The sequence below is a fragment of the Streptomyces sp. NBC_01451 genome, from assembly GCF_036227485.1.
GTDB lineage: Bacteria > Actinomycetota > Actinomycetes > Streptomycetales > Streptomycetaceae > Streptomyces.
Window position 1 is genome coordinate 3,480,079 of the sequence record NZ_CP109479.1, and the last position, 23,748, is coordinate 3,503,826.

Sequence of the window (23,748 nt, forward strand, 5' to 3'; positions counted from 1 at the left end):
GCCGCTTCCCGATGGTCGGTCCCATCCCAGCGCGCCAGTCACGGCCCGTCGGCCAGCCTACCGGGCAGGCCGGAGGGCCGAGCCGCCCTGTCCACCATGCGAGCGACGCCCGCCCGCGGGGGTCCGGCGGGCGTCAGAGGATCACGTGGGGCAGGAAGCGGGCGTACTCGTCGGTGATCAGGCCGGTGGACTCGCGGATGCCGAGCCCCGCCGACTCGTTCTCGACGACCCAGGCGCCGAGGACGACGTGGTTGCCGTCGAAGGCGGGGAGTGGGGCCAGCTCCTGATAGCAGCAGGGGTTTTCGTCGTCGCGCGCGGTGCGGACGGTGGACGCGGTGGGTGTGCCGGATGCGGTGGGGGCACCGGGTGCGGTGTCCGGTTCGTGGACCGTCACTCCGGCGCCCTCCCGGCCGAGCAGCGGCTTGGCGACGTAGCCGGTCGTGTGCGCCAGTTCCCGGGGGCCGTCCAGGTAGGCGGGGAGGAGGTTCGGGTGGTCCGGGTAGAGCTCCCAGAGGACGGCGAGGAGGGCCTTGTTGCTGAGGAGCATCTTCCAGGCCGGTTCGATCCACAGGGTGCTGCCCGTGCCGCCGCCGTTGTCCAGGGTGTCGAGGACGTGGTCCGCGAACTCGTCGGTGGTGAGCCATTCCCACGGGTAGAGCTTGAAGCAGCTGCGGATGAACCGGAGTCGGTTGTCGACGAAGCGCCCGGAGAGCGGGTCCCAGCCGATCTCCTCGACGGAGATCCAGTCGGTGTCGAGACCCGCCTGCTCCGCCGTCTCCTTCAGGTACGCGACGGTCATCAGGTCCTCGCCGATCTCGTCGGCGGCGGAGTGCGCGAAGTGGAGGGGGCTGCCGGGCGGGAGGAGAGCGGCCTGCTTCCGCCAGGCGGCGATCAGGCGTTCGTGGAGGGAGTTCCACTGGTCGGCACCGGGGAAGCGGTCCTCCATCCAGAACCACTGGGATGAGGCCGCCTCCACGAGGGAGGTGGGGGTGTCGGCGTTGTACTCGATGAGCTTCGCGGGGCCGGTGCCGTCGTAGCGGAGGTCGAAACGGCCATAGACGGAAGGGAGTTCGGCGCGGCGGTGCCAGGCCTCGGCGACCGCTGCCGCGATGCGCGGGTCGGTGATGCCGAGGTCTGCGAAACGGTTCGCGGTGACGATGTGGTCGGCCGCGGCGAGGCACATTCCGTGGAGTTCCTCCACGACGTCCTCCAGCGCCTCGACCTCCGGGAGCGAGAAGACGTAGTACGCGCTCTCGTCCCAGTAGGGGCGCAGGGTGCCGTCGGGGTGGCGGGTGAGCGGGTAGATGAGCCCCTGCGCCTCGACCGTCTGCTGCCAGCCGGGGCGGGGCTCGATCGTGCGGCGCTGCATGGCGGGCTCAGCCGCCCGAGCTGCTGTCGCCGCCGCCGAGGCCGCCGCGGGAGACCCCGGTTTTGCTGCTGTCGTCGTCACCGCTGCCCGAACTGCCGCTGCCCGTGCCGGACTTGCCGGACTGGGTGAAGGAACCGCCCTTCACCCAGCCGGACTTCTTCTTGCCGCCGTAGTAGTGGGCGGCGTTGACGGTCGTGGTGGACTTGCAGTTCTTCTCGGCGACGACCTTGTAGCCCTTGGCGGCGTTGTAACTGTCCCGGTCGACGCAGCGCTTGTCGGGGTCGTCGGAGGAGCAGGCGGTGAGGGCGGCGGCGAGGAGGCCCATCCCGCCGAGTACGACGGTGCCCGAGCGGAGCCTTCTGCCCGGTTGTCTGCGTGCGTCAGCCATGTTCACGTCTCCCCGTTGGTGTCCGGCCCAGCTTAAAGATCGTCCCAGGACGGTACACACACGACTCCCGCCCCTCCCGGCCGCCTCCCGCGCACCTAGAGTCACTTTGTGCTCTTTGGAATGGTGTGCGCGCTCGGCGCGGCGGTCTGCTTCGGTACGGCGACGGTGTTGCAGGCGATGGCCGCACGGGCGGCGGCCGGTGTCGCCGGTCCGGGTGGCGGTCCCGGCAGGGGTTCCGGTGGGGTTCCGGGCAGCGGTCCCGGTGGGGGGCCGGGCGGCGCAGCGGCGCTGCTGTTGCGGGCGTTGCGGCAGTGGCGGTACCTCGCCGGGCTGGCCCTGGACGGGCTCGGGTTCGTCTTCCAGATCGCCGCGCTGCGGTCCCTTCCGATCTACGCCGTCGGCGCCGCGTTGGCCGCGAGTCTCGCCGTCACCGCGGTGGTCGCCGCCCGGCTGCTGCGGGTGCGTCTGAGCGGCGTGGAGTGGGCAGCGGTGGCGGTGGTGTGTGCCGGGCTGGGGATGCTGGGGCTGGCGTCCGGGACGGAGGGCGAGCGGACCGGGTCGGACGCGCTGCGGTACGCGATGCTCGCGACCGCCGTGGGTGTGCTGGTGCTGGGGTTGCTGGGCGGGCGGTTGCCGGAGCGGGCGCGGGGGCTGGTGCTCGGGCTGGGGGCGGGGTTCGGGTTCGGGGTGGTCGAGGTGTCGGTGCGGCTCGTCGACGAGGTGTCGGTGGGGGCGCTGGTGACGAACGCGGCGGTGTACGCGCTGGTGCTGGGGGGCGGTGCGGCGTTCATCGCGCTGACGTCGGCGTTGCAGCGGGGGGCGGTGACCGTGCCGACGGCGGGGATGGTGATCGGGGAGACGATCGGGCCGGCGCTGATCGGGGTGGTGTGGCTGGGGGACCGAACCCGGGACGGGCTGGAGTGGCTGGCGGTCGCGGGGTTCGGGGTCGCCGTGGTGGGCGCGCTGGCACTGGCCCGGTTCGGCGAGGCCCCGGAACAGATCCTGGAACAGACCCGGGAACTGGCCCCGGATCAGGTCCCGGAATAGGTCTCGTCCCCGCCGCCCCCACCCGTCCCGTCCTGTTCCTGGGGGCCGCGCCTCCGCCCCCCTACGGTCCTGAACGGGCCTCGCGTCCTCAAGCTCACCCAGAGGGGACCCCCAGACGGGCTGGAGGCGGTCAGCCCATCCCCTCCACCACCCCGTCCCACAGCCGCACCCGCGCCTCCAGCGCGTCGGTCGCGGTCTCCGCCGCCTCCGCCCATCGCATGTCGTCCGCCCCGCACAGGTCGGCGACCATCTGCATCGCCATGGGCGTGTGCTCCTCGCCGTCGACCTCGATGTGGCGGGACAGGTAGTCGCGGAACAGGGGGAAGCGGTCGGTGCCCTCTTCGCTGATGACCTGGTCGAACATGTCCGGGATGAGGTCCTCGCGGGAGAAGGCGAAGGCCGCGGCCCGGCAGTGCAGCGGCCGGTCGTTGATGATCTCGAACGTGGTGCGGACGAACTCGGCGGCGGGACCGGGTACTTGGGCGACCCGCAGCGCCGAGCCCACGTCGTGCCCCTCTCCCACCAGAGCGACGAACGTGTCGATACGTGACGTGTTCGCCTCCGCCTCGCCCATGCCGGCCCGGTACAGCTCGAAGTGGCTGGTGAAGCCCCCGTTCAGCTCGTCGCTCTCCTCCACGAGCACGATGTCGTTGATGAGGCGCCGGCTCACCTCCGGCCCGCGCGGCACCCAGGGGACGTCGACACAGGTCAGCTCCCGTTGCAGCGACTTGAGCAGGGACATGAAATCCCATACCGCGAAAACATGGTGTTCCATGAACGTCGCCATGCGTTCCCTGGTGTTTATCCGCTGGTAAATCGGGTGGGCGGTCACTTCTTTTCGCACGGGTTCGATCACGGACCGGGCCCGCTCGATCCCTTCGTGGGTCATATCCCAGTCGTACCTGGACATGAAATCTCCCTCGCGTCGGTCGAATGGCGATCGTGCAGCTTTCCCACTCCCCCGGGCAAGCCCTTTCCTGAATTCCGGAAAAGTTACCGCGAGTATCACTGGAAAGAACCGTCAAATCGGCCCTAAAAGCCGATAAAAAGTAACCTTCCGGACATCCCGGAGGAGGTTTTGAAAATCTTCATTGAAGATTTGAGCGTGACCGCTTCCTGCTGCGTATACGACGGGGTGACCAGGAATCCCGTCACCATCACGGTGGCGTATCAAGTGATCCCGGGCCGCGAGACCGAGTTCCACTCCTGGGGGTGGGCCGTGCTGCGTGCGAGGGCGCGCGAGCCGGGTTTCCTGGGGGGTGGCGTGCTTGTCGACGGAGAGGCGGAGTGGCATGTGGTCTACCGCTTCGACAGCGAGGATACGGCCCTGGCCTGGGAGAACTCTGCCAGCTGGGCACAGTGGGCGGCCAGGGCCCAGGGGCTCGCCCAGGAGACCGGCCGCCGGACCGTCCAGGGCTCCAAGGTGTGGTTCGACGCCCAGAAGGACTCACCGGCCGGCGCCCCGGCACCGGCCGCTCCGCCGCGCCCGCCGGACAAATGGAAGCTGTGGTTCGTGAATATGAGCGCGGTTTTTCCGCCTGTGCTCATATTCAATCTGACCGTTCTCCCGTTCCTCGGCGGGGTAAACGCGCTCATTCGCACTCTACTGCTGTGTCTGGCCGTGACGGCGCTCGTCACCTGGATTCTCATGCCGCGCCTCCAGCGCTTCTTCAAGAAATGGCTCTACCCGCCGCTCCAGGCACTTCGTGGACGGCACAAAAGGCGAACCGCATGACGGCGGCATGAACGATGCAAGGGAGGTGGGCGGGTGAAGACCCTGCTCATCGACAATTATGACTCGTACACGTACAACCTGTTCCAGCTGATCGCGGAGGTCAACGGCGAAGAGCCGACGGTGATCCGCAACGACACGCTGACCAGCAGAGTCGACAGTCTGCTGGAATTCGACAAGTTCGAGAACGTGGTCGTCTCCCCCGGGCCCGGGCACCCCGCCGCCGCCCGCGACTTCGGGATCAGCGCACGTGTACTCGCCGAGTCCCGGATACCCGTACTCGGCGTCTGCCTCGGCCACCAGGGCATCGCGCTCGGCGAGAGCGGCCGGATCGCGCCCGCCCCCGAGCCCCGTCACGGGCACCTCTCCACGATCCGGCACGACGAGCGGGACCTCTTCAAGGGACTCCCGCAGAACTTCACCGCCGTGCGCTACCACTCCCTCTCCGTGCGCGAGCCGCTGCCCGACACCCTTGAGGCCACCGCCTGGGCCGAGGACGGCGTCCTGATGGGGCTGCGGCACCGCACGCGCCCCCTGTGGGGAGTGCAGTTCCACCCGGAGTCGGTCCTCACCGAGTACGGGCGCCGCATGCTCATGAACTTCCGCAACCTCACGGCGGAACGCGCCCGCAAGCTCCGTACGAAGAACACCGCCGTCACCTGCACCGCCGCGGCGATGCCCGAACCCCCCACCCCGACGCTCGTCCCCCGCACCGCCCGCATCCCCGCGCAGCGCCGCTCGCCGCAGCATCAGCGCCACACCCACCGCCTCCACACCCGGCGGATCGCCACCGCCGTGGACACGGAGGCCGCCTTCGGCCGGATGTACGCGGGCTCGCCGCGCGCGTTCTGGCTGGACAGTTCGCAGGTAGAGAAGGGGCGATCGCGGTTCTCGTTCTTCGGGGACGGGTCCGGTCCGCTCGCCGAGTTCGTGCGGTACGACGTCACGAGCGGTGTCTGTGAGATCGAGCGGGCCGGGCGGCCTACGCGCAAGGTGAGGGCGAGCGTCTTCGACTACCTGAAAAGGCAGTTGACGAACCGTCATGTCGACGCCACCGGGCTGCCCTTCGACTTCACCGGCGGATACGTCGGCTACTTCGGGTACGAGACGAAGGCCGACTGCGGAGCCTCGCCCAACGTCCACCGGGCCCAGACCCCGGACGCCTGCTGGCTGTTCGCCGACCGGCTGATCGCGGTGGACCACCAGGAGGGCTACACGTACGCCGTCTGTGTCGCCGAGGACAGTCCGCAGGCCACGCTGGAGGCCGCCGACTGGCTCGACAGCGCGCTGGCCCAGCTCTCCTTCGTGTCCGGTCAGCAGCCGCCGCCTCCCGTACCGGCCGCCGAGCCGGACCCCGGCTCGGCGGAACCCTGGCTGGTGCGCGACCGGGCCACCTATCTCGCCGACATCGCGGCCTGCCGACGGGAGCTGGCGGCCGGCACGAGCTACGAGGTCTGTCTGACCAACGCGGCCCGGCTGCCCGCCCCGACCGACGCGTACGACTACTACCGGGTCCTGCGCCGCGTCAACCCGGCGCCGTACGCGGCCTTCCTGCGGTTCGGGGACCTGGAGGTGGCCGGCTCCTCCCCCGAGCGGTTCCTGCGGATCACCCGGGACGGCATGGCCGAGGCCAGGCCCATCAAGGGCACCGCCCCGCGCGCCGACGACCCGGCGGAGGACGACCGGCTCCGCGACTCGCTCGCCGCGGACGACAAGACACGCGCCGAGAACCTGATGATCGTCGACCTGCTCCGCAACGACCTGGGCCAGGTCTGCCGCACCGGCACGGTACGCGTCTCCCGGCTCATGGTCGCCGAGACGTACGCGACCGTGCACCAGCTCGTCTCCTACGTCGAGGGGCGGCTGCGCGAGGGCACCGACTCGGTGGACGCGGTCCGCGCCTGCTTCCCCGGCGGTTCCATGACCGGCGCGCCCAAGCTCCGCACGATGGAGATCATCGACTCGCTGGAGACCGAGGCCCGGGGCGTGTACTCCGGGGCCCTCGGCTACCTCGGGTGCAGCGGCGGCGCGGATCTCAGCATCGTCATCCGGACCGCCGTGATCGCCGACGGCGAGATGCAGCTGGGCGCGGGCGGCGCGATCGTCCTCGCCTCGGACCCGGTCGCGGAGTACGACGAGATGCTGCTGAAGACAGCCGCGCAGATGCGGGCCCACCAGCAGTACGAGAAGCAGTACCGGGACCATTACCAGGAGCAGTACCGGCGCGACCGGGAGTACGGCGGCCGGGCGCGCCCGGAGTACCCCGAGTACCCGCGGTCCTCCTCCCTGTCGGCCGCCGCCGAGGAGGTCGCGCGATGACGGCCCACCCGTCCGCCACCGCTCCCCCGGTTCCTGCCCCGGCTCCAGCTGCCGCTCGTGTTCCCGCCGCCTCCGCCGCCGATGCCGACGCACCGGGCAACCTCGCCGCCCATCTCGCCGCGCTCGCCGAGCGGCGCGGCTGGAGCGACCGGGCCGCCTTCCACCAGAGCCATCAGGGGCACCGTTCCTGGACCCACGGCGAGGTGCACGAGCTGGCCGCCCGTACGGCGACGGTGCTCGCCCGGCACGGCGTGGGACCCGGCGACCGGGTGATCCTCGCGCTGCCCGACGGGATCACCTGGGTGACCGTCTTCCTGGCCACCGCCCGCCTCGGTGCCGTGGCCGTCCTGGTCAACCCCGAACTCCCGCCCGCCGACCACGCGTTCATGACCGAGGACGCCGAGGCCGTGCTGTGCGTGACCGGCCCGGGCCTGGAGGAGGGCGAGCGGGAGACAGGGGTACGAGAGGGAGGGGCGGGAGGATTACGAGGGGAAGCGGTACGAGGCGGTCGTTTCGCGGGGCGGCCCCTCCTCGGCGCCGACCAGCTCGCCGCCCTCGCCCCCACCGCCGAACCGGCCACCACCGCCCACCCGGTGGACGCGCACACGCCTCTGTACGTGCAGTACACCTCCGGAACCACCGGGCGCCCCAAGGGAGTTGTGCACTGCCACGGCGACCCGAAGACCTATCACGACCTCATCGGGCGCCGCCTGCTGCGGATCACCCAGGACGACGTCACGCTCTCCGTCTCGAAGCTGTACTTCGCCTACGGGTTCGGCAACGCCTTCGTCTTCCCGCTCTTCTCCGGCTCGTCGGCCGTCCTGGTCGACCGGCGTCCGGCCCCGGCCGCCGTCGACGAACTCGTCGCCCGGCACCGGGTGACGCTCCTCTACTCCGTGCCGTCCGCGTACGCCGCCCTGGTCGCCGACCGCGGCACCGGTCACCAGGCCTGCTTCGCCTCCGTACGGGCCGCCGTGTCGGCCGGCGAGGGGCTGCCGGACGGGCTCGGGCAGCAGGTCGGCGAGCTGCTCGGCGCGCCGGTGCTGGAGCAGATCGGCTCGACGGAGGCCGGGCACGCCTTCTGCGCCAACAGCCTCGACCACAACCACCCCGGTACGGTCGGCCGCCCCGTCCCCGGTTTCGAGGTCGAACTGCGCGACCGCGCCGGGCTTCCGTTGTCCGGTGCCGACGAAGGTGCCGAGGGCGAACTCTGGGTGCGGGGGCCCACGGTGACGAGCGGCTACCTCAACCGGCCCGAGGAGACCGCCCGTTCACTGGTCGGCGGGTGGCTGGCCACCCGGGACCGGGCGGTGCGTGAACCGGACGGCACCTACCGGCATCTGGGCCGTGCCGACGACATGGAGATGGTCGGCGGCATCACGGTCTCGCCGCTGGAGGTGGAGGCCGTACTGCGTACCCACCCGGCGGTGAAGGAGGTCGCCGTGGCCGCTCTCACCGACGAGCGGGGCTTCAGCAGGCTGCGCGCCTTCGTCGTCCCCGCCGGTCCGCCCCGGACGGGCCTGGAGACCGAACTCATCGAGCTGGCCCAGGCCCGGCTCGCCGCCTTCAAGGTTCCCCGGAGTGTCAGCTTCGTCCCGACGCTGCCCCGCACCTCGACCGGGAAACTCCGCCGCCATCTGGTCCGCCAGGGCGCCTGGTGACCCCCGCAGCCACTGCGACCCCTCGCAGCAGTACTTCAGAAGGGAACGGGCGCATGCCACAGCCGCAGCCCCTGCTCACCGACCGCGGTTTCTATCTGGGCCCGGTCTTCCGGCGGGCCGCCGACCGCCACGGAGCCGTCTTCGTCACCCTGGACCGGCCGCTGGACGTCGCTCCCGGCCTCGGGGTCGACCTCAGCTACTCCCGACTGGCCGATCTGGTCGAGGAGTTGTCGGCCCGGCTGTGGGCGGCCGGGGTGCGGCCGTCCGAGCAGGTGGTCGTCCACAAGACGGACAACGTCGACATCGTCCTGCTGACCTGTGCCGTCTCCCGTATCGGCGCGGTCCCCGTGCTGCTGTCCCCCGGCCTCGCCGGACCGGTCGTCGGCCGGCTGCTGGCCCGGCTGCAACGCCCCTGGCTGCTCACCGACAGCGCCAAACTCACCGGCCCGCTGACGGAGTTGGACCTCTCGCCGCTGGTCCGCCGAACCCTCTGCGTGAATGCCGACGCCGACACCGACGCGCCCGGCGCCGAACCGCTGGCGATGTACGCGGGTGCCGAGCCCGTCGCCGCCGTCCGTCTCCACCCCCGCGAGCCCGCCCTGATCACCCACAGTTCGGGCACCACCGGCGTCCCCAAGCTCGCCGTGCACTGCGCGAACACCATGTGGAACCGGCTCGTACCGCAGCAGGCGATGGGCTGGCCCACACGCGGTGAGACGGCCGCGCTGCACATGTCGTTCGTGCACTCGCGCTTCTACCATCTCCTCGGTGTTCTCCTGCACTTCGGCAGCCCGCTGCTCCTGATCACCGACCCGGCCCCGGCCGCGGTGGGCCCGCTGCTCGCCCGCCATCGCCCGGGCATCGTTGAGACCCACCCCAACACCTTCGTCCTGTGGGAGGAGTTGGCGGACGCGCCGGGTCAGCCCCTGTCGCGCGTACGGTCGTACGGGTCGACGTTCGACGCGATCCACCCGCGTACCGTACGGCGGCTGCTGGGCGCCTCGAAGCGCCGTAGCGCCTGGCTGATCCAGCTGTACGGGCAGAGCGAGACCGGTCCCGTCGCCTTCCAGTGGTTCACCCGGCGCAGCGTCGCGAAGGCGGACGGCCGCCGGGTCGGGATCGGGATACCCGGCTTCACCCGGGTCCGGGTCACGGACGACGACGGCCGGCCCGCGGCCCCCGGCAAGCCGGGCCGCATCGAGGCCCGTACGCGCGGGCGCATCCTCACCTACCTCGGCGCGCGCGAGCAGTACGACCGCCAGCTCGACGGCGGCGGATGGTGGCAGATGGGCGACATGGGGTACCGGAGCAGGCTCGGCGCGCTGTACCTCATCGACCGCGAGATCGACCGGATCGACTCCGTGCACAGCAACCTGGAGGTCGAGGACACGCTGATGGACCGGCTGGAGGAACTGCGCGAGGTCGTCATCGTGCCGGGCGCCGACCGTGAACCGGTGCCGGTGGTCTGCGTACGGGACGAGATGCCGCTGGACCCGGACCGCTGGCGTCGGGCGACCGCCGATCTGCCGACGATGGCCGAGCCCAGGCAGTGGCGGTTCGAGGAGCTGCCGATGACGGCGACATGGAAGGTGAAACGGGTCGAGATCACCCGCATGCTCGCCGAGGGCGCACGCACGTGAACTCCCCGGAGCAGGTACTGGTCGTCGGGGCAGGTCCCGTCGGCCTGTCCGCCGCCCTCGGGCTGCGCGCCCACGGGCTGGCCGTCGTCGTCCTGGAGGCGGACCCCGAGGACCGTGAACGCCCGGGCAGCCGCGCCCTGTTCGTGCACCGCGAGACCCTGCGGCTGCTGGACGGGATGCGCCCGGGCCTGGCCGCCGAGTTCGCTTCCTACGGGCGGACATGGCACACCCGGCGCACGCTGTACCGGGGCCGCGAAGTCTACTCCCGCACCTTCCCCGAGCAGCCGAGGACGCCCGCGACGACCCCGCCCTTCACCAGCCTGCGCCAGGTCGACACCGAGCGCCTGCTGCGCGCCGCCTGCCGGGACGCGGGCGTGGAGTTCGCGTGGGGCGTACGGGTGACGGGCGTGCGGTCCTCGCCGACCGGGGTCACGCTCACCGACTCCGACGGCGGCGTCTGGCACGGTACGCATGTCGTGGCCGCCGACGGCGCCCGCTCGGCCGTGCGGGCGGAGTTGGGGATCACCATGGACGGCACGCGTTCGGAGGGGTTCCACGTGGTCGTGGACGTCGCCGACATCCCCGGCGCCGAACTCCCCCTGGAGCGCGTCTTCCACTACGAACACCCGGGCGTGGGCGGCCGGAGCGTGATGCGGGTGCCCTTCACCGGCGGCTTCCAGATCGACCTCCAGTGCCGCGACGACGACCAGCAGGAGGCGTACGGCACGGAGGAGGCCGTACGGGAGTGGCTGCCATCGGTCCTGGAGGCACCCGGGTACGGGTCGCAGATCCTGTGGGTGTCGACGTACCGCTTCCTGCGCAAGGTCGCCGACGCGTTCACCGACCGGCACCGGCGGGTGCTGCTCGTCGGGGAGGCGGCGCACCTGTTCCCGCCGTTCGGGGCGCGCGGGATGAACAGCGGTATCGCGGACGCGGCAGCCGCGGCGGAGGCCATCGCGGCGGTGATCAGGACCGGGCTGGTGGGAGCGGTCGCGGAGTTCGCCGAAGTCCGGCACGCGGCGGCCGTGTTCAACAGCGCGGCCGCCGGCAACGCGCTGGACCACCTCCGCCCCCGGCGCCGGCTCGTCCGGGCCAAGCAGCGCGCGGCGGCTGCCCTCGCGCCGGTCCTGCCGTGGTGCGGATCGTGGCTGGAGCACGCGCCGTACGGACCCCGGAACGGGGCGCCGGCGGTGGCGGGCCGCAAGTACTGACCCAGGTATCAAGAAGGCAAGTAAGCAAGAAAGAGCACTTGATGACGCACTCAGCAACACAAGCGGCAGTCGCGGAAGGGCTGTTGGCGTGGTCGCCGCGCCGGGGCCTGACCGGACCGGACGCGCACGACCACGTGCCGACGGTCGGCGAGCGACTGGCGGTCGCCGACTCCTGGCTGCTGCGCGACGGCCGGGTACGCGGCCTCGTCCGCCACCGGGAGCGCTTCCTGGGCGCCTGCGGCGAATCGGGCGGGCCCTCCCTGCGCCAACTGGTGGACTTCTGGCGGGACATGACCGCCGCGCTGCCACGCACCGGGGAGTGGTTCCCCCGGGTCGAACTGGGCGCCGAATCAAGGGAGTTGAGGCTCCTTCTCCGCCACGCTCCACCGCTCGGCAGCAGCGTGCGGGTCTGGGCAGCGGGCCAGTCCGACCCGCGTACCGTCCCCCGCCGCAAGGGCCCCGACCTGGACGTCCTGGCCCGGCTCCGGCAACGGGCGGTCGCCGAGGGCGCGGACGAGGCGGTACTGGTCGCCCCCTCGGGCGTGGTCCTGGAGGGCATCCACTCCAGCGTCCTGTGGTGGGAGGACGACACCCTGTGCCTGCCCTCGCCACAGCTCCCCGTCCTGGCCGGAGTCACCGTCGCCCTCATCCAGGAACGCGCCCAGCGCACCGGCATCCGCGTCGCCCACCGCGAACGCACCCTCGCCGACCTGGACGGCCGCGAGGTGTGGCTCGTGAACGCCCTGCACGGAATTCGCCCGGTGACGGAATGGACGGGCGGAACGGAACCACTCATGCGGGCCGGGCGCGCGGTACGGGCGGCCGAATGGCGGCAATGGATGGAGGACTTGCCGGAGCCGCTGCAATAACCGAGGGCTGAGGCAAAGAAGGGGTAGGGGGAGGGTGAATTGAATTCACCCTCCCCCTACCCCTTCATGTCTGAATGTGAATTCAGCTGCTCTTCTGAACCGGCTGATAAGCGCCGGGAACCATCCGTGTCGCGATGGCGATCCGGTTGTACGCGTTGATGACGGTGGCCGCCCAGATAAGCGCGGCGACCTGCGCCTCGTCGAAGACGGCGGCGGCCTCGGCGTAGACGTCGTCGGGGACGCGCCCCTCGTGCACCAAGGTCACCGCCTCGGTCAACGCCAGTGCGGCGCGCTCCCGTTCGGAGAAGAAGGGGGTCTCCCGCCAGGCGTTCAGGGCGTAGATCCGCTGCTCGGTCTCACCCTGCGCGCGGGCGTCCTTGGTGTGCATGTCGAGGCAGAACGCGCAGCCGTTGAGCTGGGAGGCGCGAATCCGGATCAGTTCCAGGAGTTCGGGTTCCACCTTGGCGTCCTGCGCTGCGGAAACGGCGGCGCCGTGCAGGGCGCCCATCGAGGCGGAGACCTCGGGGGTGATTTTCTTGAGGGCGACGCGGGATATGGGTTCAGTGGTGGTCATGGGAATACTGTAACTGCTGCGAAGAGCCTCAGGATCGCCAACCGGACAGCAAAATCGAGGTAATTATCTGTCGTATGCACGGTGCGCTGCTAGAGTCGCGACGCCGGACAGTCGTCTCACCGCACCGTTGCCACGAGGCCTTCGTCGGAGCGGTGACGATGTCCCGCATCGGGGGGATCGATGCCGCTCATCGCGAAGGCTCTCGCACCGTGCGCCGAGGAGATCTCGGTACCACCGGTGCCGCCGACGTTCACGGAGGCGGCGCGGGGCGGCCTCACCGTCCTGCACGCGCCGCCGGGCTACGTCCTCGGGGAGGGACTGGCCACCGCGCTGACAGGTGCGGGCAGGCATCCGCTGTGGCTGCGGCTCGATGTCGAGGACGGCGACCCGGCGACCTTCCTGATCTCGCTGTCGGCCGCAGCGTGCCGTCAGCGGCCGGGCGCCTGCCGTGCCACCCGGGAGCTGCTGCGGGCCCGGCCGGGTCCCGTCTCCGGCTGGCCTCCGCTGTTCGAGCGGCTCGCGTCCGATCTCGTCCCCCTGCTGCGGGACCGGGGGGCGCTGGTGCTGGAGAACGTGCATCACGCGTCGGCCCCGTCGCGGACCCTGTCCCTGGTCATCGCCCATCTGCTGCCGGCCCTCGTCGCGGCGGACGTCCCGTGCGTCCTCGTGGGCCATCGACAGGTGCCTCCGCGGTTGCTCAGCGACGGTGAAGTCCGCTGTTTCGGGCCCGAGTTGAGGGTTCCGCCGGGTGCGCTGGAACAGTTGCTGGACGGCGGCGCCCCGGTGGCCAGGCGGCTGCGACGACGGCTGCGCGGCCTGTGCGGCGGCCGGGCCGCCGTGGTCGACGCGGTACGCACCACCCTGGTCCTGTCCGGTGCCCGGGAGGTGGAGCGCGCCCTCGACGGCGCCACCGGTGTGGACGACCTGCTCACCCGGCTGGCCGGGACACTCCTCCACAGCTCCGACGGGGCCGGGCAGCGCGCCCTGGGCCGGGCGGTGCGGCTGGAGTACGCCCATCCGACGCTGATGGGGAGCGGTCTGCTGCCGTCCGGTCCCTGGCTGCAGGGGCTGGAGGACGGCTGGACGCGGGTGCGCACGGTGTGGCGTACTCCGCTGCGTGCCGCACTCGACCGGTGCGGCTCTCCCCCACGCGAGGAACTGCGCTGTGCGGCCGAGCAGTTGGTGGCGCTGGACGCGGTGGAACACGCCGTACGCCTGTATCTCGACCTCGGCGACGGGGAGTCCGCGGCCCGACTGATCACGGAACGCTCCGACGGTCTGATGGACGACGGCCAGTGGGAGCTGCTCGACGGGTGGATCGCGCGGCTGCCCGCCGGGGTGCTCGAAGCGCACCCCCAACTCCTCTACATCCGGGCCGAGATGGCCGCCGCCTGCGGGGCCGCCGCGCGGGCCCGGCACTGGTTCGACCTCGCGGCCTCCCGGTTCGGCGACCGCGCCGACTCCGACGGTGCCTGCCGGAGCCTGCTGGCCGCGAGCGTCGTGGCGGCCGGCACCGGAGATCTGGCGACGGCCACCGACCGGGCCCACGCGGCGTACGCCCTCGCCGACACCGACGGCCTTCCCGCGCATCGGAGTTGGGCCGGCTGGCAGCAGGGCCGACTGGCGCTCCTCGCCGACGACACGGAGGGCGCGCTCTCGCACTTCGCCGGGATCGCCGCCGCCCCGGCCGGTGAGCCCGCGCTCACGGCCCGGCACCTGGCCCGACAGGTACAGGGGCTGCGCCACGAACAGGCCCTGCACCGCGAGTCCCTGACCGTGCTGGAGGACACGGAGCACGGCGTCCTCGACCAGATCACACGGAGCGCGCACCCGTCCGCGGACCGGCTCGGTCAGGTGATGGGCAGGTGCGGCTGGTCGCGCACACCGGTCCCGTTGAAACTGCTGGGCGTGACGGCGCCGACCGCCCGGGGCGACCGGGGCGACCGGGGCGACCGGCTGTGGGCGGAGCTGTGGCGCACGTTCAAGGGCGGGCCCCGGGAACCGGTCTCCCCGGCGCGGGCACCGGCCCGGGCCGACACCCCGGACGCGGCGCCCGCGCCGGGGACACCGGACGCGCCGTCCCGGCTGCTCGCCGTGCATCTGCTGGGCACCCAGGTCGTCACCGTCGAGGACACCCCGGCGGACAAGTTCACCAGCAGTCGCGCCCGTTCGCTCTTCGCCTATCTGCTCACGCATCGCGATCCCTGGCCACGCCGTGAGGCCCTGATGGAGCTCTTCTGGCCGGGCTCACCCCCGGTGGCCGCCCGCAACAGCCTGAACGTCGCGATCCACGGACTGCGCCGCACCCTGCGCACGGTCACCGCCGATCCGGTGATCGTGTACGCCGACGGCGCCTACCGGCTCGCCGACGACGTCCGGCTGTGGCTGGACGTCGAGGAGTTCGAGCGACGGGCGGAACGGGGCCGAAAGCTGGAGGCGGCCGGCCGGCTCGGCGGCGCGATGTCCGAGTACGAGTGCGCGGCGGGCCTGTACCGGGGTGATCTCCTCGCCGACGACCCGTACGAGGACTGGCCGGTGCTCGACCGCGAACGGCTGCGGCTCGCCCATCTCGACGTACTCGACCGGCTCGGCGGCCTCTCCTTCGCCTTCGGCCGGTACGCGCCCTGCGCGGCGCTGTGCCGACGCGTCATCGAACTCGACCCGTGCCGCGAGGACGCCCACCGCCGTCTGATGCGCTGCTACTGCCGCCAGGGCCAGCCGCACCTGGCGCTGTTGCAGTACCGCGCCTGCGCCCAGTTGCTCCAGGAGGAGCTGGGGGTCAGGCCCGGCCCGGCCACGGTCGACCTGCGTGACCGTATAGCCCGGCATGACAGCATTTGACCCCCGGCTTAAATGCGGAACGGGACGTGCCTAAGCGCGGGCGGGAGCGGTGATTAAGCGAGCGGCGGTAGGCCGTTGGGCAGACACCGCCGAACGAAAGGGGCACCGCACCATGCCAACCGAACCGAGCACGGACCTCCGGGTCGTCGAGCGTCTTCAGGTACTCGACCCGAACGGCATCCCCTCCAGCCTGATCATCAGGAAGGGCGATCCGTTCCAGGTGGCGATCGAGTTCGAGGTGCTCGCCGCGGCCGCCAAGGCGGTCCTGTGCGCGCTGGCCTTCGAGGTCAAGTACTTCGCCGAGAGCCTCGGCCCGGGTCCCGAGAAAGTACTCGGCTCCTTCACGAGGAACACCGTCGCCGGCCAGTCCACGTACAACGCCACCACGCCCGCGGGGGCGACGACCACCCTCACCGTTCCGGGCAACACCCTCCCTCCGGGCGTCTACCGGCTCGCGGCAATGGTCACGTTCAAGGTGCGCTGCCCCGGCAGCGGGGCGCCCCAGACCCCGTACCCGCTGAACGCCTTCGTCGAAGGACGGGCCATCGAGATAGCGCCGTAACACGCCTGGACCCAGCTGGTCCTCCGCGACTGCGACACAGGAGGACCAGCCGTCCGGCGACGCCACGACCCGCGGACACAGGTGACGAAGGAGCAGCGACCGTGGAGCGCCGTAACGACATCAAGGGCGGGGAGGTCGGCACTCCCCGTGCGCACGACCTGACACGGATCGAGGGCATCGGCCCCAAGATCGCGTCCCGGCTCGCCGCCTCGGGAGTGCTGACCTTCGCGGATCTCGCCGAACGTCCCGTCGACGAGATCATCAAGCTGCTGTCGGACATCAGCCTGTCGCGGACCAAGGTGGAGCACTGGTGCGCCCGCGCACGGGAGATGGCCGGCACGCAGGAGAGGGCGGCGGACGCCGAGCCGCCGGCCGACAGCCGGCCCTACGAGAGCTTCCTCGTCCGCGTGCTGCTGGACGAGAGCGGCTCGATCCGCAGTACGACGGTGCAGCATGTGCGGAGCACGGAGCAGGAGCGCTGGGCGGCATGGGACCGCGAGGCCCTGCTGGACTTCGTCGAGAGCCGGATCGGTCTCACGACACCGCCGGAACAGGAGCCCCGGGTACGGGACGAGCCCGCGCCGGAACCCCCCGTCGAGTCGGCCGAGCCCGAAGCGGCGGACGGGGTTCCGGAGTCGGCCGGAGTGCCGCAGCCGGGCGGAACCGCCGTGCACCGGACCGGCATCGCGCCCGGGCTCACTCTGGATCTGCCGGGCCGGCAACGCATCCACGCCGACGCCAGGTTCAACATGACGATCACCCTCGACCTCACCGCGGCGGATCTGCGGGCCGACCGTCTCGCCTACCACGCCATCGTGGTGGCACGGCAGTTGGGAACGAAGACCCGCTACACGGTCGCGTCGGCGGACGGGCTGGTCCCGGTGAGCGCGCCCGCCATCCGGCTGGAGGCCCAGGGGCTGCCCGTCGGCACCTACCGCCTGGAAGCGGCCGTCAGCCTGCGCGAACCGGGGGCAGTGCACCCGGAAGGCCTGGCCGCGACGGCCGAGTTCCTGACGCTGGAGATACCGGCGAGCTGACCGCACCGACACAACCGGCGGGACTGGAACAGCGGGAGGAACTGGCCCAACCGGCAGGGCAGTTCACGCCGAAGCGTCGTTGTCCCAGTCGATGCCGTTGTCCTGGAGCCACCGTATGTCGTGCTCGGCCACCGGCCGGGCCGCCGGCTCCACATCGACGGCGCCCAACCGGACTCCGCCCTTGCCACCGACGTGAGTGGCGTTCTCGTCGCCCAGTTCGAGGACGAGCTTTTCGTAGTGGGGCGGCCAGCGCAACAGCATGCGCCGCTCGCAACTGAGGCAGCTCCACTCCTCAGCTCCGGACTCGACCGTCCCGGTCAGAACCATCTCATGTGTCCCAGGCACCGTACCGTCCTCCTCCACCCCCATATCCGCCCCCGCCGGCATGGCGGAGCGGTTGTTCCGCCATGCCACCTTGTGTTTCCGTGTCGCACCCGCCTAAACCGCGCGGCACGCGGGCCCGGCGGGAAGCCCGGCGGAATCCTGGGGCTCCATGACCGCGCGGTCCGCGAACGTACGCCGGCAGCGGCTGTGCCGGATGTCCCGCGTGTGCCTGCTCCGTTGATCGCCCCCTGCCCAGCGGCGAGGGCCGTCGCGCTCTCGCCGGGAGGCGCTCTGGTGTTCGGGTCGGGTGGCCCAGCAGGATGGGCGCGTGTTCAGATCCCGCCGCGCCGAGAAGGCGTACCGCGCCTGCCAGGAGGCGCTTGCGCGCCGCGATGCGCAAGAAGGGCTGCGGCAGCTGGAGTTGGCCGCGAGCCTCGGGCATCCGAAGGCGATGACCGACATCGGGAACCTCCGGATGGAGAGTGGGGATGCCGAGGCCGCCCGCGAGCTGTGGCGCCGGGCGTCCGAAGCGGGCGCGGGCAGGGCGTCCACCAACCTCGCAGCCGAGGCGGAGCAGCGCGACGACATGGTCGAGGCCGAGAAGTGGTGGCGCAGGGCGGCCGAACAGGGAGAGCGGGAGGGTGCGCTGGGTGTGGGGGTCCGCTCCTACCATCGCGGCGACCCGGCCGAGGCCGAGAGGTGGCTGGCTCTGGCAGCGGGCGACGGTGACGCGGAGGCCGCCCGCCACCTCGACGTCGTACGCGGCGAGCTCAGGGCCGGGGAAGCGGAGCGGGAGGAGGAACAGGGCTGGGAACAGGGCGAGTTGACGGAGGAGGCACTCCTCGCCCGGTTGCAGGCGGGCGATGCGGACCTCGCCGAGTCGCTCTTCCGTCAGGCGGCGATGGAGGGGGACGCCGAAGCCGCCTTCAACCTGGGGCTGTTCTACCAGCAGGCGGGGAACCTCGCGTATGCCGAACCGCTCTGGCGGCTCGCTGCCCAGCGTGGCCTCACCGCCGCGGTGTACAACATGGCGATCCTTCATGAGCAGCGGGGCGAGCAGGCCATGGCCGACGTGTGGCTGGTCCGGGCGGCCGAGGCCGGGGAGTTCCGGGCCCAGGCCTCGGTGGGGCAACGACTGCTCCGCGGCGGCAACCACGAAGAGGCCGAGCGGTTCCTGCTCGCCGCGGCCCGGCAGGGCAGCGTGGCGGCGACGTGCTCACTGGGTTCACTGCTCGCGGGGCGCGGCGAGACCCTGTCCGCCGAAGAGCTGTGGGAACACGCCGCGCGGGGCGGCGACGACTACGCGGCCCGCAGGGTGGCCCAGTTGTGCGAGGACCGCGGCGACAGCACCGGAGCCGCCCACTGGCACGCGGTCGCGGAGCGGGCCGGCGAGTCCACGGTGGCCGAACTCGGACCACCGGCCCCCTTGTTGGCGCGCCTGTACCCGCAGTAGCCGGGCCTCCCTACTCGCTCCCCCAGCCGCCGTCCCCTCGTCTCGCCTTCTTCCTGCTCTCGCGCACCGCCCGCCGACGCTCCTCCTCCGCATCCCACCGGCGCTTCAACTCCAGGCTGCGCTCGCTGAGTTGGACCGGCTCGTCGTCCTCCTCCCGCCACAGGCCCTGTTCCTTGAGACGGCGTGTCTGCACGTCGACGGGCGGTTCGGGGTCGAAGTCGGAGGGGCGTGGGCCCTCGGGGCCGTCGGGGCCGACCCTGATGAGGCGTTCGACCCGGGTGACGCGGTAGCGGATGCCGTCGACGGTCGCGACGTTGGAGCGCTTCTCGTCGACACGGTCGGCGATCAGGGCGTACTCGGCGGCCTTCTCCTCGCTCAGCCGGAGGGTGAAGGGGGCCATCACGCGCAGCCAGTAGGCGAGGGAGTCCCGCGCGCCCTGGGGTGTGGAGTCGGCGGAGCCGGGGTTGTGCGCCCGCCAACTCCCGTCCACCCGCTCGGAGATCATGTATACGGCGGGCAGGAGAACCCCGCCCGGGTGCGTGTGGAGTGCCCGTCGCGCCTCGTCCCGGACCGCCTGCGGTGCGCCGGGCGCGATGCCGACGAACTGGATGAGGTCCAGTTTGAGGATGCCGTCGGACAGCCCGGTGCCGGTGACGGGGTCGACCACGAAGCCCTTGGTGCGCGGTCCCACCCGGTACGCCTCGCCGACCTCCGCAGGGTCGGGGTCGGAGGGGCGGGGCGGCTCGGGCCCGTTCGGCCCCATCCGGACGAAGCGGGAGGCGCGCACGATCCGGAAGCGCTCGCCGCGCACCCGTACGTCGTTCACGACCTCCCGGTCCATGCGCACGGCCGCCGCCATCCACTTGCGCCGGGCGGCCTCGTCCCCGGCCTCCTCGGCCTCGCCGGCGCGCAGCCGGAACACCGAGCCGAGCGAGTCCCGGGAGCCCTGCGGGGTGTCACTGCCGTAGCCGTAGAGCTCCCAGCCGCCCGTCTCGCACTCCCTGGCGTGGAAGAACTCCGGGATGCCCACTCCCATCAGGTCGGGATACCGCCGCGCGGCCTCCCCGGCCTCCTGCTCCGCGAAGGCCGCGATCGGACCCTCCTGGGCGGTGACCCGGATCGTCAGATACGCCGGAACATCGTCCCTGTAGTCGCTCATGCACTGAGCGTGCACACAACGGTCCTGCCGGACACCCGATTTCACCGAATTCAGGGGGCCCCAGGTGTGGAATCCTGTGGAATCCCCTCGTCACAGACACCGAGGGGCGGGCAGAACCAGTCCAACGCCGTGGTGAGAAGCTCCAGTTCGTCGTCGCGGCCGTCCGAGTCCGGGCCGTACGCGGCGATCGCGTAGATCTTGCCGTCCGAGGCCACGAAACGCTCGTCGTATACGTGCCAGGTGCCGGGGTCGGGTTCGCCCCGTATCGAGTCGGCCAGATACTCCAGCCGGGATCCCGTGAACGTGCCGTCGTCGAGGTGGTCCAGGCCGATCTCCGTGAAGCCGACCGGCTTCGCGGTCCGTTCCGACAGGAACAGCTCGAACGAGGCCTTCGGCGACGGCTCCGCCACCTGGTACACCTGGATCCGGTGGGTGCGGTCCGAACTGCGGTAGTTGACCACGCTCATGCCGTACAAGGAGTCCACCGTGGCGCGGGTCCACCCCTCGGGGACCGCGATCCGGAAGCCCTCCGTGTCCTGGCGCAGCTCGTAGCCGGAGGGCGGTGCGGAGACCTGCGCGGAGGGCGGGGCCGTGGTCTCGGTGGGCGACTCGCTCACCTCCGTCGACGCCGACGTCACCTCCGGCGGCTCTGACGTCACGGGCGTCGTGGACCTGCCGGGCACGGCCGCCCGGTCCCCGTCCTTGCCGTCGTTCCCGTCGACCACGAAGGTCAGCACCAGAGCCACGGCGACAGCGGCGCCGACGGCCCCGATCAGCACGGACCACACGAGCCGCCGTCTCGTCCCGCCGGTGGCGGCAGGCGTGGCAGGCAGACCGGCGGGCGGCCAGGACGTGTTCGGCCAGTCGGCGAAGGGGCGACCGGCATCGTCCGTCGCGGCCCCTTCGGCGCCCGGCAGCGGCCACACTCCCTGCCCCGCGGCGCCCGGCCACCCGGCGGGCGCGGACACCGTGGGCGCCTCGGCCACGGGCGGCCACTCACCCCCACCGGCCGGACCAGCGGCAGACGTGCCCGAGGTGCCCGTCCCGGCCGCTCCCGGCCACCCGGCGGGCGGGGGCACCGCAGGCGCCTCCGGCGGCCCCGATACGAGTGGCAGCGCCTCCGCACCGGCCGGATCGGTGGCCGGCGTCCCCGGCCACCCGGCGGGCGGGAAGTGCGGCCTGGCCGGTGGCGGCGGAGTGGCCGGAGCGGCGCTGGGGCTCCCGGCGTCCTCCCAGCGCTGTGTCTCCTCGTCCCAGTACCGCGATCCGCCGCTCATCGCGATCCCCGTCTCATCGTGGTCCCCCGCTCATCGCGATCCCCTCACAGCCCCAGGAGGGCCGCCACGGCCCCCGCCGAGGCGAGCACGTTCAGCAGTGCCTGGGAGTCGGTGAGCAGCTCCCGCAGTCGTTCCCGGCGCGAAGGAGCCGCCCGGCCGGTGCGGGTGATCTCCTCCTCCGTCTCCTCCAGGGCCGTGCGCAGTGCGTCCGTCTCCTCGCCGGCCCGCACCCGGGTCAGGTCGGCGCGCAACTCGCGTACCGCCTTCAGCAGTTCCTCGGTGGCCTCGTCGCGCTGCGGAGCCGTGCCGTGGTTGGTGACGGCACGCGCGTGGCTGCCGATGGCGAAGGTGCTGTGCGAGACATCGCCGATACTGACGTTCGGTTCATCGGTGGTCATCAGTTACCGGATCCCGTCTGCGGCGCAGTGCCGCCGGTCGTGGAGGAGGCGGTGGCGTGACTGCCGACAGCGAAGGTGCTGTTGTCGACGCGGGCGATGTTCGTCACGTCGCCGTTGTTGTTGATGGTGGTGATCTTCTGCATGAACTCGCCGGTCCGGTAACCGGATTCGGCCAGTGCGACCCGAACCCCGTTCGCCACCCGGTCCTGCACGTTCTTCAGATAGCGCAGGACGTCCATCTCCTGGAAGTGGGACCCGGTGGGCACCGAGCCCAGCTCGCGCACGGAGAGGGCGGGCCCGTCGGGCAGCGCACCGGCGTACCCGCCGGTCAGCATCCGCCAGACGTACACCAGGCCCTTGCCCAGGGTGATCAGTGAGCGGGCCACGGAGCCGGGAACCTGGGCGACGGCCCAGGCCGCCTTGCCGAGCCCGTGGTTGTTGCGGAAGCGGTGGGCGACACGGTCGGCGTTCTTGAAGTCCTCGCGCACCGGCGTCAGCACGTGCGGGGCGACCTCCAGGGTGAGCATGCGGCCCTGGGTGTGGATGCGCACGAAGACCGTGACGACCAGTTCCTCCTCCCAGCCGCCGACACGGATGCGCAGGAAGTGCCGTCTCTTCTCGGCACCCTCCTCGACAGCGCGGGCCCGGTGCTCCTCGAAGGCCTGCGGATGGTACGGCGCCTCCTCGCGCCGCAGGATCCCCTCGGCGGGCAGGAACACGCACTCGTCGATCTCCAGCCGGCGCAGCCGGTCGCGCCCGAACTGACCGGCGTACTCGGCGGGCAGCCGCAGCTGTTCGATCAACGGCCGGATCTTCTCCAGTACGACGCGGTTGCCCAGCGGCTGCTGCTTCTTCATCTCGTCGGGCCGCAGCTCCACCGCGAGGACCCAGGTCTGGTAGGCCTCGCCCGCTCCCAGGAAGGGCCGCGCCTCGTTGTACATGATCAACGGCGCGTGCTGTTCGAGCCGGATACGGTCCTTGAGCCGCTGGAACCGCGGCCCCTCGGCCTGCTCGGCCGGGTCGGAGGCGGCGTCCGGGAAGCGCTGCGGGGACAGTTCCGCGGCCATCGCCCGGGCGAACTGGCCGCGCTGCGCGGCCACGCACAGCGCGATCAGGGCGAACAACGCGAACGTGACCCAGGCCTGCCAGCGCTCGATCGCGACGTCTGCGCCGTCCCCGTACGGCACCAGTACGTCGGTCGCCCCGGTCAGCTCGGAGGAACCGGTGCCGTACGAGCCGGAGGACGAGCCGCTCGACGAGCCGTCGTCCAGGCCGTTGAACGCGACGACCACCGTGATGACCAGCAGGACCCCGAACAGGACCCGGCCCCACCAGCGGAGCAGAAAGGCGGGCACCCGCCGGTACAGGGGCGGGTACTCGGCGCGGCCCCGGATCCAGGACGCGACCGCGAGGGCCAGAACGGGGAGAACGAAGAGGGCCAGCCAACCGCGGGTCAGCGCCGAGCCGACCACCCACAGGCCCAGGATCGCCCCGGCCCACAGCAGTTCCCGGTTTCTGGCCCGCAGGGCGTGCGCGAGGACGCGGGCCGCGTCGAAGCCGAGTGAGGGCGCCACGATCCGCTGTTCGTTGAGATGGAGTTCCTCGATGACCCGGTCGCGGTATCCGGAGTCCAGGTAGGTGCCCGCGCACAGCAGCCGGGTGGCCTCACTGGCGTGCGGTGGCGTGGGCGCCGGCACGGGCGGTGCGGGCGGTGTGTCTGGTGTCGACTGCGGCTGCTGTGGCACGTGTGCGGTACTCACGCGGCTCCCCCGATGCGTGTAACGACCCTTGCCAGAGGGCCAGTTGACAGCCCATCAGCATAGAGGGACGGAGGGGCCGCGGGACAGTGGATTGTCACGGCCCACGGGTCGTGCGCACGGAGGAGGC

At 71.6% G+C, this 23,748-nt stretch carries 20 protein-coding genes; 11 read left to right on the forward strand and 9 right to left on the reverse strand.

Annotated features, from left to right (window positions below; all coding sequences use genetic code 11):
* Positions 1–133 precede the first annotated feature (133 nt).
* Together OG595_RS15120 and OG595_RS15125 are read right to left on the reverse strand one after the other, a co-directional pair.
* On the reverse strand, positions 134–1,369 hold the full coding sequence (locus OG595_RS15120; RefSeq protein WP_329272230.1) for a glutathionylspermidine synthase family protein: 1,236 nt from the start codon (positions 1,367–1,369) through the stop codon (positions 134–136).
* Positions 1,370–1,376: 7 nt separating this feature from the next.
* Positions 1,377–1,757 carry a hypothetical protein gene (locus tag OG595_RS15125; RefSeq protein WP_329272233.1) on the reverse strand — a complete coding sequence of 127 codons (381 nt, stop codon included), beginning with the start codon at positions 1,755–1,757 and terminating at the stop codon, positions 1,377–1,379.
* Between the two features lie 120 nt (positions 1,758–1,877).
* Here OG595_RS15125 and OG595_RS15130 point away from each other — a divergent pair, with 120 nt between their 5' ends.
* Positions 1,878–2,804, forward strand: coding sequence for a hypothetical protein (locus OG595_RS15130; RefSeq protein WP_329282890.1), 927 nt, complete (start codon positions 1,878–1,880; stop codon positions 2,802–2,804).
* A 130-nt stretch (positions 2,805–2,934) separates the two neighbouring features.
* On the opposite strand, the gene OG595_RS15135 is transcribed toward OG595_RS15130, so the two are convergent.
* Entirely contained in the window at positions 2,935–3,714 is a 780-nt protein-coding gene (locus OG595_RS15135) for a DUF3050 domain-containing protein (RefSeq protein WP_329272235.1), read from the reverse strand.
* Positions 3,715–3,909: 195 nt separating this feature from the next.
* On the opposite strand from OG595_RS15135, the gene OG595_RS15140 reads away from it, so the two are divergent.
* The 6 genes from OG595_RS15140 to OG595_RS15165 are packed head-to-tail and all read left to right on the forward strand — an operon-like array spanning position 3,910 to position 12,236.
* Entirely contained in the window at positions 3,910–4,539 is a 630-nt protein-coding gene (locus OG595_RS15140) for an antibiotic biosynthesis monooxygenase (protein WP_443073034.1), read from the forward strand.
* A 33-nt stretch (positions 4,540–4,572) separates the two neighbouring features.
* Entirely contained in the window at positions 4,573–6,855 is a 2,283-nt protein-coding gene (pabB, locus tag OG595_RS15145) for an aminodeoxychorismate synthase component I (RefSeq protein ID WP_329272241.1), read from the forward strand.
* The gene (locus tag OG595_RS15150; protein ID WP_329272243.1) at positions 6,852–8,516 is read left to right on the forward strand and encodes a benzoate-CoA ligase family protein; all 1,665 of its coding nucleotides are present in this window, start codon (positions 6,852–6,854) and stop codon (positions 8,514–8,516) included. Before pabB ends, OG595_RS15150 begins: the two co-directional genes overlap by 4 nt.
* Before the next feature lie 53 nt (positions 8,517–8,569).
* Positions 8,570–10,156, forward strand: coding sequence for a class I adenylate-forming enzyme family protein (locus OG595_RS15155; RefSeq protein WP_329272245.1), 1,587 nt, complete (start codon positions 8,570–8,572; stop codon positions 10,154–10,156).
* Positions 10,153–11,367, forward strand: a complete 1,215-nt coding sequence (locus OG595_RS15160; protein WP_329272248.1) for an FAD-dependent monooxygenase — start codon at positions 10,153–10,155, stop codon at positions 11,365–11,367. The genes OG595_RS15155 and OG595_RS15160 overlap by 4 nt, the downstream gene beginning before the upstream one ends.
* A gap of 41 nt (positions 11,368–11,408) precedes the next feature.
* Complete coding sequence (locus OG595_RS15165) at positions 11,409–12,236, forward strand: aminotransferase class IV (RefSeq protein ID WP_329272252.1); 828 nt, start codon at positions 11,409–11,411, stop codon at positions 12,234–12,236.
* An 82-nt stretch (positions 12,237–12,318) separates the two neighbouring features.
* On the opposite strand, the gene OG595_RS15170 is transcribed toward OG595_RS15165, so the two are convergent.
* The gene (locus OG595_RS15170) at positions 12,319–12,810 is read right to left on the reverse strand and encodes a carboxymuconolactone decarboxylase family protein (protein ID WP_329272253.1); all 492 of its coding nucleotides are present in this window, start codon (positions 12,808–12,810) and stop codon (positions 12,319–12,321) included.
* A gap of 180 nt (positions 12,811–12,990) precedes the next feature.
* Between OG595_RS15170 and OG595_RS15175 the strand changes: the two genes are divergently transcribed.
* The 3 genes from OG595_RS15175 (at position 12,991) to OG595_RS15185 (ending at position 17,250) form a co-directional block, all read left to right on the forward strand.
* Positions 12,991–15,651, forward strand: a complete 2,661-nt coding sequence (locus tag OG595_RS15175) for an AfsR/SARP family transcriptional regulator (RefSeq protein ID WP_329272255.1) — start codon at positions 12,991–12,993, stop codon at positions 15,649–15,651.
* Positions 15,652–15,763: 112 nt separating this feature from the next.
* Positions 15,764–16,213 carry a hypothetical protein gene (locus OG595_RS15180; protein ID WP_329272258.1) on the forward strand — a complete coding sequence of 150 codons (450 nt, stop codon included), beginning with the start codon at positions 15,764–15,766 and terminating at the stop codon, positions 16,211–16,213.
* Between the two features lie 101 nt (positions 16,214–16,314).
* Positions 16,315–17,250: a helix-hairpin-helix domain-containing protein gene (locus tag OG595_RS15185; RefSeq protein WP_329272261.1), complete on the forward strand. Its 936-nt coding sequence runs from the start codon at positions 16,315–16,317 to the stop codon at positions 17,248–17,250.
* A 63-nt stretch (positions 17,251–17,313) separates the two neighbouring features.
* Here the strand turns inward: OG595_RS15185 and OG595_RS15190 are convergent, their stop codons facing one another.
* Positions 17,314–17,595, reverse strand: a complete 282-nt coding sequence (locus OG595_RS15190) for a hypothetical protein (RefSeq protein ID WP_329272264.1) — start codon at positions 17,593–17,595, stop codon at positions 17,314–17,316.
* 307 nt (positions 17,596–17,902) lie between these two features.
* Here OG595_RS15190 and OG595_RS15195 point away from each other — a divergent pair, with 307 nt between their 5' ends.
* A complete protein-coding gene (locus tag OG595_RS15195; RefSeq protein ID WP_329272266.1) occupies positions 17,903–19,027 on the forward strand; it encodes a hypothetical protein in 1,125 nt (374 codons plus the stop codon).
* A 10-nt stretch (positions 19,028–19,037) separates the two neighbouring features.
* On the opposite strand, the gene OG595_RS15200 is transcribed toward OG595_RS15195, so the two are convergent.
* Genes OG595_RS15200 through OG595_RS15215 form a run of 4 tightly spaced genes read right to left on the reverse strand, consistent with a single transcriptional unit; the run spans position 19,038 to position 23,621 of the window.
* Positions 19,038–20,186 carry a DUF5954 family protein gene (locus OG595_RS15200; protein WP_329272268.1) on the reverse strand — a complete coding sequence of 383 codons (1,149 nt, stop codon included), beginning with the start codon at positions 20,184–20,186 and terminating at the stop codon, positions 19,038–19,040.
* A 50-nt stretch (positions 20,187–20,236) separates the two neighbouring features.
* Entirely contained in the window at positions 20,237–21,463 is a 1,227-nt protein-coding gene (locus OG595_RS15205; RefSeq protein WP_329272271.1) for a hypothetical protein, read from the reverse strand.
* 44 nt (positions 21,464–21,507) lie between these two features.
* The gene (locus tag OG595_RS15210; RefSeq protein WP_329272272.1) at positions 21,508–21,861 is read right to left on the reverse strand and encodes a hypothetical protein; all 354 of its coding nucleotides are present in this window, start codon (positions 21,859–21,861) and stop codon (positions 21,508–21,510) included.
* Complete coding sequence (locus OG595_RS15215) at positions 21,861–23,621, reverse strand: hypothetical protein (protein ID WP_329272274.1); 1,761 nt, start codon at positions 23,619–23,621, stop codon at positions 21,861–21,863. Before OG595_RS15215 ends, OG595_RS15210 begins: the two co-directional genes overlap by 1 nt.
* Positions 23,622–23,748: the final 127 nt, after the last annotated feature.

Bases quoted from the DNA above. Each gene is read 5' to 3' on its own strand.
- OG595_RS15120 (WP_329272230.1), bottom strand. From the start codon at position 1,369: ATGCAGCGCCGCACGATCGAGCCCCGCCCCGGCTGGCAGCAGACGGTC.
- OG595_RS15200 (WP_329272268.1), bottom strand. From the start codon at position 20,186: ATGAGCGACTACAGGGACGATGTTCCGGCGTATCTGACGATCCGGGTC.
- OG595_RS15205 (WP_329272271.1), bottom strand. From the start codon at position 21,463: ATGAGCGGCGGATCGCGGTACTGGGACGAGGAGACACAGCGCTGGGAG.
- OG595_RS15135 (WP_329272235.1), bottom strand. From the start codon at position 3,714: ATGTCCAGGTACGACTGGGATATGACCCACGAAGGGATCGAGCGGGCC.
- OG595_RS15170 (WP_329272253.1), bottom strand. From the start codon at position 12,810: ATGACCACCACTGAACCCATATCCCGCGTCGCCCTCAAGAAAATCACC.
- OG595_RS15130 (WP_329282890.1), top strand. From the start codon at position 1,878: ATGGTGTGCGCGCTCGGCGCGGCGGTCTGCTTCGGTACGGCGACGGTG.
- OG595_RS15175 (WP_329272255.1), top strand. From the start codon at position 12,991: ATGCCGCTCATCGCGAAGGCTCTCGCACCGTGCGCCGAGGAGATCTCG.
- OG595_RS15210 (WP_329272272.1), bottom strand. From the start codon at position 21,861: ATGACCACCGATGAACCGAACGTCAGTATCGGCGATGTCTCGCACAGC.
- OG595_RS15165 (WP_329272252.1), top strand. From the start codon at position 11,409: ATGACGCACTCAGCAACACAAGCGGCAGTCGCGGAAGGGCTGTTGGCG.
- OG595_RS15150 (WP_329272243.1), top strand. From the start codon at position 6,852: ATGACGGCCCACCCGTCCGCCACCGCTCCCCCGGTTCCTGCCCCGGCT.
- OG595_RS15180 (WP_329272258.1), top strand. From the start codon at position 15,764: ATGCCAACCGAACCGAGCACGGACCTCCGGGTCGTCGAGCGTCTTCAG.
- OG595_RS15125 (WP_329272233.1), bottom strand. From the start codon at position 1,757: ATGGCTGACGCACGCAGACAACCGGGCAGAAGGCTCCGCTCGGGCACC.
- OG595_RS15155 (WP_329272245.1), top strand. From the start codon at position 8,570: ATGCCACAGCCGCAGCCCCTGCTCACCGACCGCGGTTTCTATCTGGGC.